The organism is Enterococcus sp. BWR-S5 (assembly GCF_016745255.1).
Taxonomy (GTDB): Bacteria; Bacillota; Bacilli; order Lactobacillales; family Enterococcaceae; genus Enterococcus_L.
In genome coordinates, this window is sequence record NZ_JADOEQ010000004.1 from 1 (window position 1) to 19,347 (window position 19,347).

The 19,347-nt window shown below is 38.2% G+C and carries 18 protein-coding genes; 3 read left to right on the forward strand and 15 right to left on the reverse strand.

All coding sequences use genetic code 11. From position 1 onward, the window contains the following. Window positions 1-491: 491 nt before the first annotated feature. From IW510_RS06280 to IW510_RS06290, 3 genes are all read right to left on the reverse strand, one after another. Entirely contained in the window at window positions 492-1,001 is a 510-nt protein-coding gene (locus tag IW510_RS06280; RefSeq protein ID WP_236674630.1) for a GNAT family N-acetyltransferase, read from the reverse strand. 88 nt (window positions 1,002-1,089) lie between these two features. Further along, a complete protein-coding gene (locus IW510_RS06285) occupies window positions 1,090-1,452 on the reverse strand; it encodes a hypothetical protein (RefSeq protein WP_202057928.1) in 363 nt (120 codons plus the stop codon). A 74-nt stretch (window positions 1,453-1,526) separates the two neighbouring features. Beyond that, a complete protein-coding gene (locus IW510_RS06290) occupies window positions 1,527-1,895 on the reverse strand; it encodes a CvfD/Ygs/GSP13 family RNA-binding post-transcriptional regulator (RefSeq protein ID WP_202057930.1) in 369 nt (122 codons plus the stop codon). A 169-nt stretch (window positions 1,896-2,064) separates the two neighbouring features. On the opposite strand from IW510_RS06290, the gene IW510_RS06295 reads away from it, so the two are divergent. Next, on the forward strand, window positions 2,065-3,234 hold the full coding sequence (locus tag IW510_RS06295; protein ID WP_202057931.1) for a MalY/PatB family protein: 1,170 nt from the start codon (window positions 2,065-2,067) through the stop codon (window positions 3,232-3,234). Window positions 3,235-3,281: 47 nt separating this feature from the next. On the opposite strand, the gene IW510_RS06300 is transcribed toward IW510_RS06295, so the two are convergent. Next, window positions 3,282-3,869, reverse strand: a complete 588-nt coding sequence (locus IW510_RS06300; RefSeq protein WP_330932586.1) for a peptidylprolyl isomerase — start codon at window positions 3,867-3,869, stop codon at window positions 3,282-3,284. 212 nt (window positions 3,870-4,081) lie between these two features. Here IW510_RS06300 and IW510_RS06305 point away from each other — a divergent pair, with 212 nt between their 5' ends. Further along, entirely contained in the window at window positions 4,082-5,098 is a 1,017-nt protein-coding gene (locus IW510_RS06305; RefSeq protein ID WP_202057935.1) for an NAD(P)/FAD-dependent oxidoreductase, read from the forward strand. 49 nt (window positions 5,099-5,147) lie between these two features. On the opposite strand, the gene IW510_RS06310 is transcribed toward IW510_RS06305, so the two are convergent. After that, window positions 5,148-5,390: a DUF1450 domain-containing protein gene (locus IW510_RS06310; protein ID WP_202057936.1), complete on the reverse strand. Its 243-nt coding sequence runs from the start codon at window positions 5,388-5,390 to the stop codon at window positions 5,148-5,150. Window positions 5,391-5,472: 82 nt separating this feature from the next. Between IW510_RS06310 and IW510_RS06315 the strand changes: the two genes are divergently transcribed. Beyond that, a complete protein-coding gene (locus IW510_RS06315; protein WP_202057938.1) occupies window positions 5,473-5,979 on the forward strand; it encodes a phosphatidylglycerophosphatase A family protein in 507 nt (168 codons plus the stop codon). 60 nt (window positions 5,980-6,039) lie between these two features. Here IW510_RS06315 and IW510_RS06320 read toward each other — a convergent pair whose 3' ends face one another. The 10 genes from IW510_RS06320 to IW510_RS06365 form a co-directional block, all read right to left on the reverse strand. Then, on the reverse strand, window positions 6,040-6,897 hold the full coding sequence (locus IW510_RS06320; protein WP_202057939.1) for a hypothetical protein: 858 nt from the start codon (window positions 6,895-6,897) through the stop codon (window positions 6,040-6,042). 35 nt (window positions 6,898-6,932) lie between these two features. Beyond that, window positions 6,933-7,676 (reverse strand): CPBP family intramembrane glutamic endopeptidase, encoded by a 744-nt coding sequence (locus tag IW510_RS06325; protein WP_202057940.1) that lies wholly within the window; start codon window positions 7,674-7,676, stop codon window positions 6,933-6,935. A gap of 229 nt (window positions 7,677-7,905) precedes the next feature. Beyond that, window positions 7,906-9,495, reverse strand: coding sequence for an aryl-sulfate sulfotransferase (locus IW510_RS06330; protein ID WP_202057941.1), 1,590 nt, complete (start codon window positions 9,493-9,495; stop codon window positions 7,906-7,908). Window positions 9,496-9,707: 212 nt separating this feature from the next. After that, complete coding sequence (locus IW510_RS06335; RefSeq protein WP_202057942.1) at window positions 9,708-11,564, reverse strand: glycerophosphodiester phosphodiesterase family protein; 1,857 nt, start codon at window positions 11,562-11,564, stop codon at window positions 9,708-9,710. A 322-nt stretch (window positions 11,565-11,886) separates the two neighbouring features. Beyond that, the gene (locus IW510_RS06340; RefSeq protein WP_202057944.1) at window positions 11,887-12,879 is read right to left on the reverse strand and encodes a phage tail tip lysozyme; all 993 of its coding nucleotides are present in this window, start codon (window positions 12,877-12,879) and stop codon (window positions 11,887-11,889) included. Next, on the reverse strand, window positions 12,873-14,516 hold the full coding sequence (locus IW510_RS06345; protein WP_202057945.1) for a CD3337/EF1877 family mobilome membrane protein: 1,644 nt from the start codon (window positions 14,514-14,516) through the stop codon (window positions 12,873-12,875). Before IW510_RS06345 ends, IW510_RS06340 begins: the two co-directional genes overlap by 7 nt. 12 nt (window positions 14,517-14,528) lie before the next feature. Beyond that, on the reverse strand, window positions 14,529-17,030 hold the full coding sequence (locus IW510_RS06350) for an ATP-binding protein (RefSeq protein WP_202057946.1): 2,502 nt from the start codon (window positions 17,028-17,030) through the stop codon (window positions 14,529-14,531). Next, complete coding sequence (locus IW510_RS06355; protein WP_202057948.1) at window positions 17,027-17,470, reverse strand: TcpE family conjugal transfer membrane protein; 444 nt, start codon at window positions 17,468-17,470, stop codon at window positions 17,027-17,029. The genes IW510_RS06350 and IW510_RS06355 overlap by 4 nt, the downstream gene beginning before the upstream one ends. A gap of 11 nt (window positions 17,471-17,481) precedes the next feature. Continuing rightward, window positions 17,482-17,751, reverse strand: coding sequence for a TcpD family membrane protein (locus tag IW510_RS06360; RefSeq protein WP_202057950.1), 270 nt, complete (start codon window positions 17,749-17,751; stop codon window positions 17,482-17,484). 3 nt (window positions 17,752-17,754) lie between these two features. After that, complete coding sequence (locus tag IW510_RS06365) at window positions 17,755-19,320, reverse strand: conjugal transfer protein (RefSeq protein ID WP_202057951.1); 1,566 nt, start codon at window positions 19,318-19,320, stop codon at window positions 17,755-17,757. Between the last annotated feature and the right edge of the window lie 27 nt (window positions 19,321-19,347).

The window sequence follows — 19,347 nt, forward strand, 5'->3', positions numbered from 1 at the left end:
CGTTCGTCCTGAGCCAGGATCAAACTCTCATAAAAAGTTTAAACTTGACAGTCTTGCGACTGTTACGCTCAATTTGTTTGCTAGCATATTGCTTGCTTGTTAAATCATGTTGTTGTCTTGAATGAATCAAGACATACTACACATTTGGTTTGTCTTACTTTGTTCAGTTTTCAAAGGTCTACTTGTTTACCTTGCAGCAACTTTTATATCATATCAAAGTTCTGATTTGATGTCAACTCTTTTTTTGAAGAAGTTGAAGTTTTTTTCTGCTTGGCTGTTGTCGTTTTGTTTCATAACAACTTTTATATCTTATCAACAATCTTGTTATTTGTCAACAACTTTTTTATTGATAAAATAAGTTTTTTCTTTCACTCAGCTGTTATTCTATTGTGCTGTTTAAAAGATGTTGCCGTGTCTCAGCGACATGTAATAATATACCAAGATTATCATCTCAGGTCAACTCTTTTTTTATATTTTTTTCGATTATTTTTTTACTGGTTTATTCGATAAGAAAATAGCTCAAATTGCCCTCCTTTACTTTCTTTTACTGAACCTTGATTTATGAAGTCATTCTTACTATATAAAGTAATAAGACTGGGATTACTTGAAATGCAATCTAGCCTTAATTCATAAGCTGATTTAGCAAACTGCTCTTTTATCGTTGTTAATATCTCACTGCCATAGCCTTTTCCTCTATATTTGGGATGAACAATCAAGCGGTGAATATAATAGGCTTTGCCAGAGAAACCGACCTCTTTCCATAATTCTTCATCCCAGGCTGACGGCGTTTCCCAAATTGCTGCCATTCCAACGACTTCATGCTTCTTACTAAATAGATAGACATCTCCCTTTTGAACAGCGCCCAATAGATTGTGTTTATCCGTTCCCTCCAGCACATCACCCCATTGGCTGCTTCCTCTTTCTTTTAGCCACAGTGCCGTATCTTTCAACAATCCCATGACAATATCATTATCTGCTTGAACTGCCTGCTTAATTTCCATGCTTCTTAACCTCCCGATTTTATGTATATGATTATAGCAAAAAGAAGCAAGTCGCTCCCTGCTTCTTTACGTTTCCATTTTTAGTTGTTTAGAACATTGGCATGCCCGCCATGTCATAAGTGGACAAGAGTCCTTTCAGACTTGAGGGAGTTTCCCATATGTATGTATCAGTCGTCAACACCGCAGCATCGCCTTCCTCCATTTCAAATACAAATAAAGGGAGGTCTTCTGTTTCGCTATGTGCATTCGTCAATTCAACTAAGCTGATCGAAGTTACATCTAATTGAATGTTGCTTTTAAAGAATTGTAAAATACTGGCTAATCCTGTCATCTCTTCTGAAACTTCCGCAACAATAAATTCCGCTTGATTTTCTGTTGGATGAACAAGAAACTTCTTAGTGCCATCCTGCAAGTTCAACATAATCGTACCGGCCACTCTTTTGTTAGACAAAACTTCCACCTCAATTGATTTTTGTTTTCATGAATACAGGAAAATTGTAACACATTTTCTGAAAAAAAACAGTTTTATTTCAAACTCAAATCGTCCAGTGCTGTGTCAATCCATTGAGGCAGCTTCTTTTCCAAGCTTGCAAAGCCAATTTTCTTATTCTTGTTGGTGAAGTATTTTTTTCTTCTAAATCCATTAGGTTGAGGAATACTTTTTAACGTTCTAAGCGACAGACTGATTTTCTTCGAATATTCATCAATATCAATAACTTGCACATCTACTTTATCGCCCACATTTAATATACTGTTGATATTCTTGGTATACCCTACCTGAATCTCAGATACATGGATCAAGCCTTGTGTATTCTCTCCTAAAGAAACAAATGCACCATAGGGCTGCAGCCCTGTAACTGTTCCTTCTATTATCATTCCTATTTTGTATCTCATCTGCTCCCCGCCATTCTCTATGTCATCTCATATAAATCATATCATGTCCGCTAATTTATGAATAGATTTTTTATTCGGCTTTTCTGCTCTTTTTCATTTATCTTTCCCTAAATCTATTCTATACTGCAATATATAGCACTTATCAAATAGACAGCGAAGGAGTAATGAGATGGGTAATTTTGATCATGTATACAATAGAAAACAAACAAATTGCGTGAAATGGGACGCAGTTGAACAGATGTACAAAGAAGATGATTTACTTCCATTGTGGGTAGCCGATATGGATTTCAAGGTTCATCAACCTATTTTGGATGCCATGTCAGAATATATTGCTCAAGGAATTTTAGGGTATGCGGTAACACCGGATAGTTTATATACGGCTATTCAAGAATGGCAAAAAAGAAAACACAATTATATAGTAGAAAAAGAAGCAATCTTATTCAATAGCGGTGTTGTTCCTAGCGTTGCTTTAGCGATACAGGCCTACACTCAGCCAGGTGATTCGGTTATGATCCATGATCCTGTTTATCATCCATTTGCTAAAGTAATAAAAATGAATCAACGAGAAGTTGTCCGCAGCTCTCTATATGAAGAAGAAGGTAAATTTTTGATTGATTTTGAAGAGATGGAAAGACTTTTCCAAGAAAATCAGGTAAAACTGTTTATTCTCTGCAACCCTCACAATCCGGGCGGACGAGTTTGGGAAAAGGAAGAACTTATTCAAATCGGACAGCTATGCAAAAAATACAACGTCCTTGTTATCAGTGATGAGATTCACCAAGACTTAGTCTTCTCACCAAATACTTTCACGACGTTTACTAATGCAGACCCTTCCTTTAAAGATTTTTCGATTATTATGACAGCGGCGACAAAGACATTTAATTTAGCCGGTATCAAAAATTCAATGATTTTCATTCATGATGCTGCATTAAGAAGAAAGTTTGTTGCGGTTCAGGAAATGAATCAGCAAAATGAAATCAACACACTGGGCTTAATCGGAACCGAAGCAGCCTATAATTATGGGGACGAATGGCTTGATGAGCTACTGATATATTTGCAGAATAATATTGAAGCTGTAACAAGCTTCCTAAACGAGAAACTGCCACTGGTTAAAATGATGAAGCCGGAAGGGACTTATTTAATCTGGCTTGATTTTTCTAAGTACGGATTATCAGATAAACAGTTGGAAAATAACTTCCTTCATAAAGGAAAAATTGTGATGAATACAGGTATTTCCTTCGGCCCATCAGGCAGCCAGCATATGCGCTTAAATATTGCCTGCCCTCGCGAAACCTTACTTGAAGGTCTTAACAGAATACAAGCTGCTCTTGAGAGCTAAAAAAAGCACCTTTCCAGTAAGTGGAAAGGTGCTTTTATCTTTTAAAATTATTCTGTGATTTCTACGCCATCGATGACAACATCAAATGTTGGTCGATCTTGTGCATCACGCTGTACGCCGGCAATCTCATCAACGACTGACAGACCTTCGATGACATGACCGAAGACAGTATGACGGAAATCAAGCCAAGGTGTTCCGCCGCCTTTATAGGCTTCAATAATTTCTGCAGGAAATCCGGCACCTTCCAACTGTCCCAACATGTTAGCAGGTACGTCCAGCTTATTCACGATAAAGAACTGACTGCCATTTGTGTTAGGTCCGGCATTGGCCATTGACAGAGCACCACGAAGATTGAAGACATCTTTTGAAAACTCATCTTCAAACTTTTCTCCATAAATGCTTTCTCCACCCATACCAGTTCCGGTTGGATCGCCTCCTTGAATCATGAAATCAGGAATTACACGGTGAAAAATCACACCATCATAATAGCCTTTTTTCGCAAGTTCAACAAAATTCTGAACAGTTTTTGGTGCCTGCTCCGGGAAAAGTTGAACTTTGATATCGCCTCGGTTTGTTTTAATTATTGCTTTGGGTCCTTTTACTTCTTCTAAGTTTAACTGTGGAAATTCACTCACAAATAGTTCCTCCTTAACAATCGTTACTTTATTTATCATACCGAATAATGAAAGAAAATGCTATTTTCTTTTCTTAGATTCTCTAAAACTTTTGTTTCTTCACAAACTATCGCTTGCTTTTTTCAGCTACAAATGCTATTTTGTGAAAAATGCTTGCTTTTTACTTTTTAGTTTATCTAATAGATTTATAGAAGAAATTTGGAGGAAATGAAATGCCGCATACAAATGAATTATATGACATAACGATAATTGGCGGTGGGCCTGTAGGGCTTTTTGCCGCCTTTTACGCAGGAATGCGAAAGGCGAAAACGAAAATTATCGATAGTCTGCCTCAATTAGGCGGACAGCTTGCTACACTTTATCCTGAGAAATTTATCTACGATGCTCCTGGATATCCTGCTATTAAGGCAGCCGACTTGGTTGCAAACCTTGAAGAGCAATTGGCTTCGTTCAATCACGATATCCTTTTAGAGGAGGAAGTAATTAACCTTACGAAAAAAGAAGACTACTTAGTATTGGAAACAAACAAAGGTACCCATTATTCAAAAGCTGTCATTTTCGCTATTGGAAATGGTTCATTTCAGCCTCGGCGCTTAACGCTTGATGGCGCAGAGCAGTTTGAAGATAAAAATATTCACTACTTCGTAAAAGATATGCAGGATTTTGCAGATAAAAAAGTTGTTATTGCTGGTGGAGGGGATTCCGCAATTGACTGGGCACTTATGCTTGAACAAGTAGCCGCGGAGGTTTCCATTATTCATCGCAGACCGGAATTTCGCGGACACGAGCACAGTGTGGAAAAGCTAAAAGAATCAACGGTTCAGGTGCTTACACCTTTCATGATTGAACAGCTTCATGTTGTAAATGAGGCATTTGAAGGAGTTCAGATTAAGCATACGAAAGAAGAAGAACGTCAGTTAATACAGGCAGACTCCTTAATCGTAAACTACGGCTTCACGTCTTCCCTCAGTCACCTGAAGGATTGGGGGCTGGAGGTTTCACGCCATTCCATCATTGTTGACTCAGATATGTCGACAAATATTCCCGGGGTCTATGCGATTGGTGATATCTCTGTTTATAAAGGAAAAGTCAAATTGATTGCTACCGGATTTGGTGAAGCACCGACTGCAGTGAATAACGCACTTCACTTTGTTCAACCCGACATCCGTACACAACCAATGCATAGTACAAGCCTTTTTGAGAAAGCAGCACCGCAACAAGTATTGTAAAAATAAAAAGATAGTCTGAAGCATCTTTTCGCTTCAGACTATCTTTTTTTTATAGCATCTCGTTCTGCCAGCGATTTATCGCTACTTTAACCTTAGCAATCAGCTCTTCCGGTGTCGCCCCTGTTATTCGCTCACCTTCAACTAGTGCGTAAAAGGTTTGCGCGCACAAAGCACATTCATTCATGCACGAATAGGTGACTAAATCACCATTTTCCTGTATATATGCATCATCGGAAAGAGCAAAATTCCCTTTTGATAAATTTTGTTCACAGCATTCAATTAAAGGATTCATTTCTTTTCTTCCTTGCTTTTTCTTATACATTTATTATACCATTGACCTATTATAGTAAAAATTTTGTTTTGGAGGAAATAATATGGTTATTCAGGGAGATACATTAGAACAAACAGCTCGTGCGTTATTGAAACAACGTGGTGTAGAGATTAAGGATATTGCCGAGTTAGTTATGTTTCTGCAAGAAAAATATGTCGATCAGCTTGATATGGAGACATGTATTGAAAACGTTGAGGCAGTATTAACGAAAAGAGAAGTCCACAATACGATTATCACCGGCATCCAACTTGATATACTTGCTGAGGAAGGAAAGCTGCTTCAGCCGCTTCAACAGATATTAAGCGATGATGAAGGCCTATATGGTATTGATGAAATTCTGGCATTATCGATTGTCAATGTCTACGGCTCAATCGGTTTTACTAATTATGGCTATATTGATAAAGTAAAACCCGGTATCTTAGCTGAGCTGAATTCCCACGATGGGAAGTCCGTTCATACGTTCTTAGATGACATTGTCGGAGCTATTGCAGCCTCAGCAGCCAGCAGACTGGCACATTCTCAACCTGATAAAAGCAGAATCACTCAATAAAAATGGGGTATTAAGCGAAAAACGATGCCATCCTTAAAGGATACAGCATCGTTTTTCTATTTATCCATTTGTTGATGTAGCCATTTTCACTGCTTGCATAGCATTAAAGTGATGAACCTTGTAGACCACGTTTTTCTTCTGCCAGATAACAGCATTGGTTTGATAGTCTCCATTTTCTCCAATCTCTAATTGGATATTGCCATCCGGTTCAGGAATTGGCAGCATATTTTCTTCCAAATATGCGACGACCTCTTTACCAAGAGGAACAGCATCTTCTCCATCTATATTCGATGCTTTAATCGTCACATTCCAATTTCCCTCCGGCCAAGTCAAGTAGCTGGAACCAGCTGCTCCTTGTGTGTATCCAGTAAGTCCATAGCCAAGGTCTACCGTATTGCCGGCATAGTCTTCGATTTTTCCGACTTCATTTTTTGCTTCCTCTTCTGTAGCAAAGGTAATTTTTTCCATAGACGCGATTGGCTTCAGCTCGTTTAATGCTGTATTGTTCACCTGAATTGGTTGCTCTTCTGCATAATACAAAATATTGAAATTCGCCTGATCACCAGCTGACGTAGTAGCAGCACTAATATAATTCTTCGTTGAGCCAGTTAGAATTGAATTGGGCAAAGCTTCAGATGGAAACATACTTGTCAATTCATTTAGCACCTGTTCCGCTTGACTCGCTGGTGTCGTTGTAGCGACAGAAGAAGTCGTTGTAGATTCTGGTGTCTTAGAACTCTCCACGGTTGTTGATGACACTGGTGTAGAAGTTGATTCCTTCGAGCTGCTGCTGATGACTGTTGTCTCACTGCTACTTTTAGATGTTGATTCTGTAGTATTTTCTGAACCATTGTTACATCCTGTAAGCACCCCGATGGTCAGTATTAAAAGTCCCAATGGTATATATTTCTTTTTCATGACTTTCCCTCCTAAAACCTGTTGATTCTACCTTATTAACTTAGAAATGCAACGGTGAAAATAAGCATATCATATAAATAATGAACAAAATAAGAAATCCATAAATTTTTTGTTTGGATATACGGCAACGTTAGGATCATCCGACTACCGCCAATCACAAAAATACATTGAAGCCAGTTCCAATCATACGTTGGCAAATGCAGTAAACCAAATAGGATAGAGGATGCTATCCATCCAATCAGAATCCCCCTTCTTCGTTCCCAGCCAAACTTCACTGTAGAAATATGAAGCACAGCTAAAAATGGCAGGATGGCTAAAAATTCCTCACCAAGCAATTGAAATAATTCTTGAAACCGCAGCTGCAAATAGGTAACCCAAGCATCTGGGTCATTCGCAGTTGTCGCCGTCGGATTATCTGTCAAAGCTCCCCGGAAAAATTCAATGATTCCTCCGATAGCAGAAGCCACGATAATTGCTCCAACCACATAGCCAATAACCAGGAGAATATCTTTCTGATGAATTTTTCTGAACATTAGCCGCCAGTTCTGTCCGACTGTTAAACGCAAGCCCAATAAAGAAAATACTAATAGAACGATACCACTTAGCAGCTCATTGATATAAAGTGAAAAAAAAGGAATATACACCTTCGTGAGAAATAAAAAACCAATGAATGGGAATACTAGCATTATTAGCCATTTTCGGCCGGAGACTTTCTCAGGTTGATTATTGTAAAAAGGAAAATCTTCGTTTTTGTTTTCAAACCGGAAACGGCTATCCATATCCCTTCCTCCTCTTTATTTCTATAAATCGCATGGAGTGCTTCTATACAAGAAAATTAATTTCCTCCCTCTAATAGGAACAAACGAAGCCTTTCATTACATGCCGTTCGTATGATTTATCTACATCTGAAGCATAGCACAGAATGATTTTTTTATAAAAAGAAAGGAACTTAATAGGAAAAAGGCGCAGCTCCTTCCTTAGCGGAAAAGCGCTGCGCCTTTTTTATTTCTAATCAAACCAAAAGCCTTCGTAGGTGTACTTAAAGCCCCTATAGGTAAATGGAACATTTTCTAAAGATTCATAGGTGAATGTCGCAATCCTATTTCCATTTGAATCGTACTCTTCTATAACCTTTGCTTCATACCCACTGTTAATAATCAAGTTGTCTTCTAGTTTTTGAACATTAGATACAATACTGGAGTATGGAAGATCAAATGATTGAACCAACTCATATGTTCCTTTATTTTCGTCTATGAGATACTCGTAATACATGGATTTTTCTCCATTGTTAAACACCCCTGTGCCTTCTGGGACTGAGCCTGAATAATCAAGATTACTATCAAAAATCCAAGAATTGTTATTGTAAAGATACAGGTAATATTGCCCTTCCTCCAACTCCTCAGATTTTTCATAGGTCACACTATGCTGTCCGCCTGTATTGGAAAACTCACCAAGTTGAGTTAGTAATTGGTCTTTATAGCTTGTTTCTTCCCACACATCTTCTTCACCAATCAGATAATCTAAAGTCGGTTCATCGTAAATGTTGCTAAGCTTGATAATGGTTGAGGTTTCACGTGAACTCAATATTACTTCGTTTTCATTGATGAATTGTATCGTATTCAAATGAATCCAATCCCAATCTCCTACCATCCAAGTCCACGACGTATCCTCTGTAAGTTTATTGGTTTGAGCTTTATATTCACTAAGCAAATCACTCATATCTACAATTTTTTCTACTGTACCGGTAGCCAAATCTAATTCAACAATCACATCTTCGATACTATCATTTTCGGTTTCTGTTGCGAGCAGCAATAAAGTATCATGATCAGTTAGAACAAGATCATGATGCAAGCTATAACCATCCAACTCGTATATCTCTTCCAACTCACCCAAGGCATTCATCTTGGCAATCTCTGTACGGGAATTGGAAAATAGTAGTGTATCACCATATTCGACTATCCGATCCATTCGATATGCACTCGTTCTTATATCGCCTCGAACAACCCCTTCGTTATCAATCAAAAATGTATGTGTATCAAGCATACCAACCATTGCATACAATCCATCTGTCAGCTCCGAGGTACTAGTTCCTCCACTCTTTTCTAAAGCTATAGGCAAATCCTCGCCGATAGCCGGGGGCATGATTGTAAACACTTGCTGTTGTTTTTTACCATCGTCATCTGTCAAGATAATTGTGACCGTATTCTCCTTTTCAGGTATAAAACCAATCAAAACATGCTCATGCATAACTGAAAATGTCTCTTTTGTTGCCTGTGAGACACTCATCGTTCGAGCAAAATCATCATAGCCCTCAACTTCTATTTTATAAGATAACTGGGCAGCCGTTTCAGATTCAAAATAAATATATAACCCTTGAGATAAGGTACCATATGGATTCCAAATCATTAGTGGATTGTCTAAGCTGTATTCACTCTCAGCCGTTAGTTCCTCAATCTCCCCACGAATCTCCGACTGTATAGAAATATCATGATAGTCTTCCCTTTCCGTCAGGCTCACAACAACAGCCTCCTTATTGCTGCACCCTGTCAGCAATTGCATTGTAAGAAAAATACTCGCAGTAAATAAAGCTTTCTTCATTCAGTTCTCCAATCTTCAGTAAAATTTCTTATTTAACCGTACAATTGTTATCTTAAAACAATCTTAAATAGAGAAAGCTGATGAAAAAATTGCTTGTGTTACACAAAAGATGAGTCAGCCTGTAAGTCAGGCTGACTCATCTTTAAACTATTTAGAAATAGAAATTTTCTCTTTGAAGCAGATTTACCCTTACATTACCTGATAATCAAGGATTAATCAAAGTCAGTTGTCAGGTTATCAATACCCAAAGCAGTCATTCGTGTAAATTCACTTTGCGGAACTCCCCACAAATGAACCTTGAGCCCTTTCAGCTGCGCTTTGGCTATCATAGCCACATTGGAAACAGCTCCGTTATACTTGATATCCAATCCTACATTAGTACCAAGACTACTAGCCTTATTGATTACATCATCATTTAGTACCTCGCCCAACAGTTGGACCTGCATCTGAGGTGCCCGTTTTTTTACTTCTACCAGATTTTGATAGTCAAACGAGATAACTACTGCAGTCTGTGAAAGACCGTACTGACCAATCAAACTAATTAAATTGTCATAGTCGCTCCCAGCTACATTCGTCGCTTTGATTTCAATAAACGGTACACTTTGTTTGTTCGCCATAATCCCCAGATACTCCTCCAATGTCGGAATAACCAGTTGGCTTTGATCATAGGAAGACTTATTTGCTCCTGAATCAATACGCAGTTTTCTAATCTGCTCTAATGTCATATCACTGATTTTACCAGTTCCGTTTGTCATTCGGTCAACTGTTTCATCATGCATGACAACCCATTTTTTATCTTTGGTCAACCAGATATCAGTCTCTATTCCCCAAGCAGTTGCCCTTTGGAATGCAGGAATAGAATTTTCCGGTGCCTCCTGGTGATTTCCCCTATGAGAAACATATTTAATATCCTCAGACATTTCACTAACATCAATATTCTCAGAAGAAACATAGCCTTCACTTGTTTTATAGACCTTTTGATCTGAGTTGAAAACAATCGCTTCAATGTAAGCCATACTATTCGCTGAAATATCTTTCACTTTTTCAGTCAGCTGTCTGTCTTTATAAAGAGCTGTGTTATTCAATACGCGGATACGCACAGGATGACTCATATTGATTTCTGCAGTTCCGGCAGCACTGTGAGCGGTCAAGCCATTAGCACCTGTAAAATAGGCTGCCGCTGTATACAATCCATTACCATAATCAAAATCTTCATAGTCTACATGAACTTTATAGTTACTTCCACTTTGGTGTACAGCGTCATACCATTTCAAATCACTTTGGTCTTCCTTAGACCAAATAGGGATGGAAAGCTTTTCTACATCAGCCTTACTATTGACAGCTATATTAACCTCAAATTGCCCCTTATTTGCTCGCGATTCATCTATTGACGCCACAATTGTTGGCTCAGATACAGTAAACTCTCCAAGACTTACCTGCTCTACTTTTCCACTTTGTTTCGTTACTAAAAGGTCAGCTTGATAACGACCGCTTTCCTGATGCTCATTAATTAGAATTTCCGCCTGCCATGTATTGGTGATAGCGTCATAGATTCCTTCATAAAGCTTTATATCACCCTTGCCGTCCTTTTCTCCCCAAACAGGAAATTGAACACGTTCAATCTGGTTGATACTGGACAAATCTGCTATGGCCTTATAAATCGTCTGTTTGCCAAAAACATCCATCATGTAAAAAAATGGTCGATTTTTTGGAGTCATTAACAACTCTCTAACGCTGCTGCTCCATTTTTCATTATATAGAGCAATGTTACTGAAATCAGAATTTGTTTGAATTTCTGAATTAGCGGAATCTTCTTGCACCTGTTCATCAACAATCGGATTTCTTCGTGATAAATAATCCACCTGTGAAAATTCATATCCTTCATAAGAAGAAAAATCTATATTTTTCTGATAATCCAAATTAAAATAGAACCAGTAACCCGCACCAATACCAACTATGACGATGCCCAAGATAACAGCTATCGGTTTGATCCATTTTCTTTTTTTACCTTTGCGTTGTTTCGTCCTACTTTTATCTTCTTGTCGCTTTTTCTGTTTATTTTCTTCCATGATGAAACCTCATATTTCTTAGCAGTAAAGTCATTTCTTTTCTTTCCCTCAGAACTTCGTATTTTTTATTTTCCCTCTTTTACTCTCTAAACAAATCTGTAAAAACAGCTGCACTTGTTGCGGAATACATTGTTCAAAAACAAATGCCAAGAGGACAGAAACAAATAAAAAGAAGCCTTACGAGTTATTTTATCAAATATGATAACTCTTTATAGTATAGTATAAATTGATAAAATAGCCCACATAAAAAATTGGAAATTATAGATATTTTAGAGATTACTAATAAAATAGATTTCATCACCTTTAAAAAGAATAAGCCTATTCATTCGGTTATTCCGTATCCGACAATCACAGACGAACTAACTGCATACTTTTGCTCCTTTACTTCATCATTACTATTTCCTTCAATAGTGTACACAACCCCATCCTCATACCTCGTTACTAAACCAACATGGTCGCTGATGCCATCTGATTCCCAATCAAAAAAAATAATCATACCTGATTTAGGTATCTTCCCAGCAGACAGCCACTTGTTTCTGGCTTTAAACATATTAATTCCGGTCGGGCAATAAGCAAATCGCTCAAAGCTTTGGCCAGCTTGATTTCCGCACCAGGAAACAAATACGGCACACCATTCAACACGATAAGTATAGCCATACCATAACCAAAACTTTTTCCCACCTTTGTTACCTAGCTCGTTCAAAGCAATCTCAGCTAGAGAGTTAATACGATTGCCAGTGTTTCCAGCAACTTTTCCTGAAAACAAATCAAACCATTTCTGTGCCAGCTCTTGTCTTTCCGGATGGTCATCCCTTGGTCGTTCACGATTTTTTTCATAGACACGTGCTGCTAATTTGAGGTCGTCTAATTGCTTGAATTCTTCTCCCGAAAAAGGATAGCTTTTGGTTGGAATATAGCCTCGACCATGCCCGCTCAGCTCCCAATCAATCACCTCGACCTGCGTTTCCAAATCATCAGAGGCACCAATAATCCCAGACCGCTCCAGTTGCTCCAACAAAACCGATTTCGGTGTCCACTGTATCAAGCCATAGCCAATTCCTCCATCTTCATCAATAGCAGCTTCAAAAGTTCCTCCGGTTTCTTGATCAATATTTCCAAGAAGCCCGGCTATCGCTTCTTTGGTATAATTCTTCTTTTCTAAAAGAGTCCATATACGCCAAGCATTTTGCTCCGATTGAGAGAAAGCAGAGTCCGGCACCACTTCTGCTTTATGCAGAATGCTCCCTCCTAATAGAAGCACCCCAAAGGAAAACAACAACACTATTGCGATGATACTATTGACAATTTTCAACATGTTCTCAACTCTTCCAGCAATTGATAAAATACTTCTTGGTTTCCTATCTCGTCAGGAGTATAGAAATCGTCTAGTTCACTATCACTGGATGTTTCGAATGATAGTGAGGTTCTTATGCTTTCTTGTTTGTGGCCTGTTCTATCTAAAGGTATTTTTGCTGTTCTGATATTGACTAATCGCTCATTTATTCCTTCCTTAAAAGGTTCTTCCTGTACAGCAGTCATATGACTTGCATCTTGACTTGCCAGACTTATTTCGGGCATTATAACAGTTTTTTTCTGTTCAGACAGCTTCGATTGCCTCTTTACTTCAGACATGCTTTCAATGATGTCGGGCATATTTTTTTGATGTTTATTCATAACGAGAATATCTCTAAAATCAATATTAGTTTCTACTTCACTGTTATCAGTTCCTTGCTCAAAAAAAAGTTTTTCATTGGATAACAAACGGCCATTTTGCTTCCCTTGATTTTTCTTTACCTGCCTTAGGTATCGGTAAACACCTGATTCTATCCGAGTCACATTTCCGGCAGTAATCAGATGAATAATTCTCCCTTTCCCTTTTAGGATGAATAAAATCAACACTGCCTTATTCACAGCGCCTAAAACACTGCTTATCAGTGAGTTGTTACCGGTCATCGTATGAATTGAACCATCAATCAATGTCATTACAAAGAAAAATATGTATACAGCCAATGTCATAAAAATACCAATAAAAAAGAAAAGCATCATCTTTCCAAGAAGGTTAAATAAAATATTGGAAAACTTAGGTAATAAACTAAGGAGGCTAACTGTCGGCAATCCAAAAACCATACACAAAATGAGCACCTTAAGCAAAAATTTCAGCATAGCCATCAGCAATAAGGGAACACCTACAAATAAGTTATTCATCCATGCATAGATAGACAAAAACCACTTATCTAAAGAACCATCCGGAGTCATATACCGATTTTCTTTACTTTCTTCCTCTATCTTTTTTATCAGCTCATCCTTGGAGCTTTCGTTATTCTCCTCTGTATCTGTATACAAGAATTGATCAAATCGCTCTTCATAAATAGGTGTCCCAAAATTAACCATCGCAAAGGCTTGACGTAGAGTCAGGTCAAAATAAGCTTTTCTGATTTTTTGTAAGCTTTTCTCTGAAGCTGCACCTTCCGACGGCATTTGTTCCTCAGAAGGCAACACTACACTTTGAAGCAGCACGGTTTCTGCTTCATCGAAAAGAGTATTTACATCTTTCAAATATTCCTCTCCACTTGTGTAAATGACAAAATTCATACCAATTACAACAAATAGAGTAATCATTTTTTTGAAGGATTCTTGTGGACTCTTAAAAATGTAGATGAAGAAAATAACAATTAAAGCAAACAAGAACAGCACGGTTCCTACTGTATCAAATAATGAATGATACAGGCTGATTGCTGTTTTAAACACTCGACCAACGGTATCTTCAAAAACAGTATTACTCAAAAGAATTTGCAGACTCAAATCAACAACCTGATAAATCCATTGATTTATAACCATGCCGGTGTTAATTAAAAAGTTGACTAACTGATACATTTCTTCACTGCCGATTGCACGCCATTTCCCTTCCGTATCAATCAGAGAAACATAAGAATGGATGGAAAAATTATTCATTGATAGTCCTCCTTAATTAAACATCGACTCAGCTTTGCTTCCACTTGTTTCTTTCACTGTATCAAAGGTTTTGCTGATTTCAGGAAACAGACAATGGATACTGATTTTTTGAACATTTTTATAAGGGTCCAGCATAAGACATTGCCCCTTTTTCATTCCGGAAAGCCATTCTCGATTCTTTTCCATGACATCTACGCCAACATGCTTCAAAATTTTGTCCTCTTCTGCCGGCTCATTAAATGCAAAAATTGTACCAAAATTCCCATGATCGTCCTCTGCTGTTACATCAGAAACAGATTGTGTTGAATAAATGAGCATGTTGTTTTGACTGCGTCCTACTCTTTTTATGGCATTCAATATCTTTTTCCCTACAGAGGATGTATTAAAAATCCAAGCTTCCTCAAACACTTCAAAGGTTTCCTGCTCATCATCCATTGAGCCGAATTTCTCACAAAATTTCCCTAAAGGAATCATCAAAGCCAGACTTTTCCTTTCACTCTGTGAATAGTAATTAGGGTCGTCACTTTCTTTCGGAATCGAAAGACCTAAAACTCCGATAACTGTAATTCTTTTATCAAAGCTCAAGCCTTTATTTCTGCCATCGCTGAAGCCAAGTCGCAGAACACTTCCCTTAATCTTTTCATTTAGCAGATTTCCAATCTCGCTTACCTCTTTTTCTTTGTGCGTTTTCAACAGCTCAATCACATGAAGCATACCAACGGCTTCACCATTTGCTCTGCGTTCAACAACTCGCCTGATAGCCTTAGATACTTCCGACTGTCCCAACCGCGTATCTTCGATATTTATGATTTGGTGAACCATTGCTTCTGCCGTGTCTTTAGCATCTGTTCCCGAAAGAAATGTAATCGGATCAAGCACACCCCAGTTATCATTTTTTTCAGGATCAAAAGTAATTAAATGAAACTGAGAAATGAGATTATAATAATACGGGTATTTTTCTTGATTATCTTTGTCAGCAAGAAACTCTTTATATTGTTTGATTTTTTCAGTTTTCGGATCAATGAATAACCCTTTTACGTTTAACATAGAGACAAATGTAAACAGTAAGCTTACAAGGTAGGTCTTGCCCATCCCGGTCTCGCCAGTCACTGCAATATGCGGACTGGCTGTCCCCATCTCCTCATTCCATTTATTTGCAGTGAATGGATTAGATAGAACAATGTTATGGCTGGAGTAAACTGCACTTTCCAGACTTCTTGCTCCGGATATATGAGGATCAACACGTCCGATATACCAGCCAGTACGAAAGCCGATTCGTTGATTTACAGCTAAGAAATTTTCACAAAATCCTTCTATTGTGGTTGTCTGTATCCATTTGGTATCACTTGCTTCTAAAGAAACACCTGGAAGATTTTTGTAAAACAGATAGACCTGCTGTGAGTGAGCCATGGATAGATGGATTTTTTTAGACTTTAAAAGCGAAAGCACTGTATGAATTCGTTGCCTGCATTGCTTTTCGTTCTCAGCATAAACAACGATGCACCCTAACCAATTGACAATGGCTCTTTCTCCATTGACCTGCTCCTTCAAATCCTCTATAACTACTCGACTTTGTGCAACCTCACTTCCTTCTGAATTACCGATTGCTCTTGTTTCATTTACAACATTTTTTAGGCGTAAGGCAGAACGGCGTGCTTTTCCCTCCATCCCCAAGCTGCCCTTTAAGCGCTGCGCTCTCAATTTGTATCTAAGCTCTACTGGAAACGGCAAAGCTTGAACAGCCTCTGCAATATGTAATCCAGTGACGTCCAACGGGGTATCTGCAATTGGAAGAAAAGCAACTGTACTCTTCCCTTCGATACTGTGCAGTGTCAGCATTCCTGCTTTAGAACTGGGATCAACAATACAATCTGTCATATTTTCAAGGGTGAAAACTGAGTCTTCTTTCGAGGAATGCGGCATATTCCGAATAAAGTTCAGACGATTTAAATAGTACATTTCCTGTTCCGATAGACACTCTCCCTGAAACAAGCTCATTTTTCCTAAAACCAGTTCTTGCAATTCCTTGGCAGATGCAAAAGCCTCCTCACTATCATTCAACTGATAGCCGAGTCTGCTCATAACATGTCTCTGGACGCCTCTATAAGATTGCTTAATTCCTTCATAAATTGACTCCACTTCAAAATGGGCTCTTAAAGGAACGCCTATAATCCATTCATAGGAATAGATCATTTTCATCTCTGTTCTGAGAATATTCGTAGTCTGTTCCGCATAGTGTTTTGCGGTTTCCAGACAATCGCTGCTGAATGACTTAGAAAGCTCTTTGAAGCGTTCTTCCAGACTCATTTCTTTTGGTATCATCAGGATGTCGATATTCAGGTATTCCTTCAACTCATTCAACAAGTGTTGAAATTTCACCTTTAGTTCTTCTTTTTTTCGGTCCGAAGTCGGGGGCACACTAACTGAACGTATCCTATAGTATGCCCAGACCTCATGGTTATCTGTATACATCATATTATTACTGATATTTTTTAATGGAAATCGTAATTTCATTTTTGTACTCCTTGATTTTTCAGATGAGAAAAGATCAGTATTTTCCCCGTGTGAACCTTATCAAAAACAACCAGCTCATCAATGATTTTAACGGTCTGATTCTGATTGATGACCTTGTTTCTAAATTTAAAATGAATCATATAGAAAAGGTAATCAATGACGTATATCGGAATTTTCAAACCATCTGGCTCTACTTGCTCCCAAAGCATCACTGCACCGGTTGGTATCAATAAATAGCTGGCAAATTTCAAGCCTTTTACCATTCCAAATAGCCACATTATTGGACGGAAAACTGTAAATAGAAGAAACAGCGTTCCACCAAACACAAGAATTTTTGTCAGTTCAACGGGGTTTTCCAATGTAAAGCCACGCCAAAGCTTCTGTATCATGAAGGGCAGCACCAATGCTTTTTTGTAGTTATATAACTGTTTGTTCCGCATGCTGCCGCTCCTTATCCGCCAAAAATTTTTCTGAACATTTCACCAATACCATTGAATATGGCAGCAGGATCATTCGCCATAAAAAAGATAAACGCGGCAACAACAATCACACCAACTAACGGACCTATCTGTTGCTTTGCAGCGAGTATAATACATAGAACCAAAGTAACCAGTCCGATGCCGATTTGAACCTCCGCTGTAAAATAATTACTTAATCCCGACAAGCTTGGCAATGCGCCGAGTACCAGCTGTTTCCCTATATTTTGTATACTGTTACTCATTATTTAAAATCCTCCTAAATTATGCACCAGCTCACTGGCTCTGAATTGATTCGTTTCTTCTATCAGCTTCACAGAAAATGCTTCTGTGTGGGTGACTCCAGATTCTTTCTCACTGAAGCTAACTTCTGTATAAACAATAATTGCCTCTCCACTAAAATAGGCATCCACTGATTCAATCTCCTTCAATAAATATCTCTCACCCATTGATTCTACATCTGCCATCAAATACGATAGCTCTTCTTTACTTCCGCCAGCATATTTCTCAAAGAAAATCACGAGAAAACGACGAATATCTTCAAGCTTTTCGTTATTAACAGCTAAACCGGCTTCTTCTTGCTTTTTAATTGTGGTTCCTTCAAGGTGATTGATTTTCCGTTCAGTGAAATATGGGGGTGAAATAATTGAAAATCCGTTATCCTTCTGAATAAAATCAATAGCCAGAAATGCTGTATGTTCTTTTGTTTGATAAGCGACATAGGTCTCTGCAGTACCTGTTTCATTCAGTTCACCACTTTGCTCTACCGGCATCTCCAAGGAATAAATCACTTTATAATACACTGTAGAAAAACGTTCCCCATCATTGACTTCTGCAAGCTCGCTAGAGATGAGCAGTCGTTTTACTGCCGAAATTTCTCGCTCTACTGATACTTCTTCTGAAAAAAACGTGTTCAGCTTCTCAGCTCGTTCATCCATTTGTGAACTATCATTGGATAAAGATATATATTGATCAATGAAAGTCTGCATGAATAAGTTCAGCTCATAAGGATAGTCCTTGACAACTACTTCTCTTTCAATATTTTCCATTGCAGCGGCCTTTTGACCGGCTTCCAGTCGTACAAGTCTACCGTCAAAAACAACGGTGCGAATCAACGCAAGTACACCACTTGCCAAAATGATAAGCAACACCAGTAAAAACAATCGATTAAATGTTTTTGCCTCCATTCTTTTAATGGATGGACGTTTCGTCTTTTTTATCTTGGAAAACTTCGGACGTTGCTTCATTTCTTTTGATGCTTTCTCTCCATTACCTAACTCCGCTTTAGAAGAAGCGCTTGGTGTTGACTCGATTTCTACAGATACCTGCTGTTCTGCTGAATTCAAATCCTGCTTAAAGCTTAGTGGGTCTGCTTCCTCTTTTTCTTCCTTTGAGGCAGCTGCCAAAATCTTTCTTTGAAGAAAATCAATTTGACTGATGTTCTTCCGGTTGATATAGTGCTCACCTGCTTCATCAATAATCAGCAGCTCATGGTCATTCACATAAAAACGATCATTCAAAATGAACTCTTTCGTTAAAGTATCGTTATAAGAATAAAAATCATATTCTCTTGGTTCATCCTTTTCAAAGAAAAATGTCAGCTTATACCAGCTCGTTCGGTCTCCCTTTTCTAAAAATAGTTCTTCATTCCATTCATGAATAGCTTCTTGAAGCTTAGCTTCAGTCTGAACATTATTGTCATCTCTTTGCTGAGCCTGCTTGCTTCTCTTTTTCTGCTTCAAAACAAACACTACACTCATGTATCCAATAAACAGAAGAAACAAACCGGCTGTCAGTAATAATTGTACGGTCAAATCTATTCCTCACTTTCCGAAGGTCAT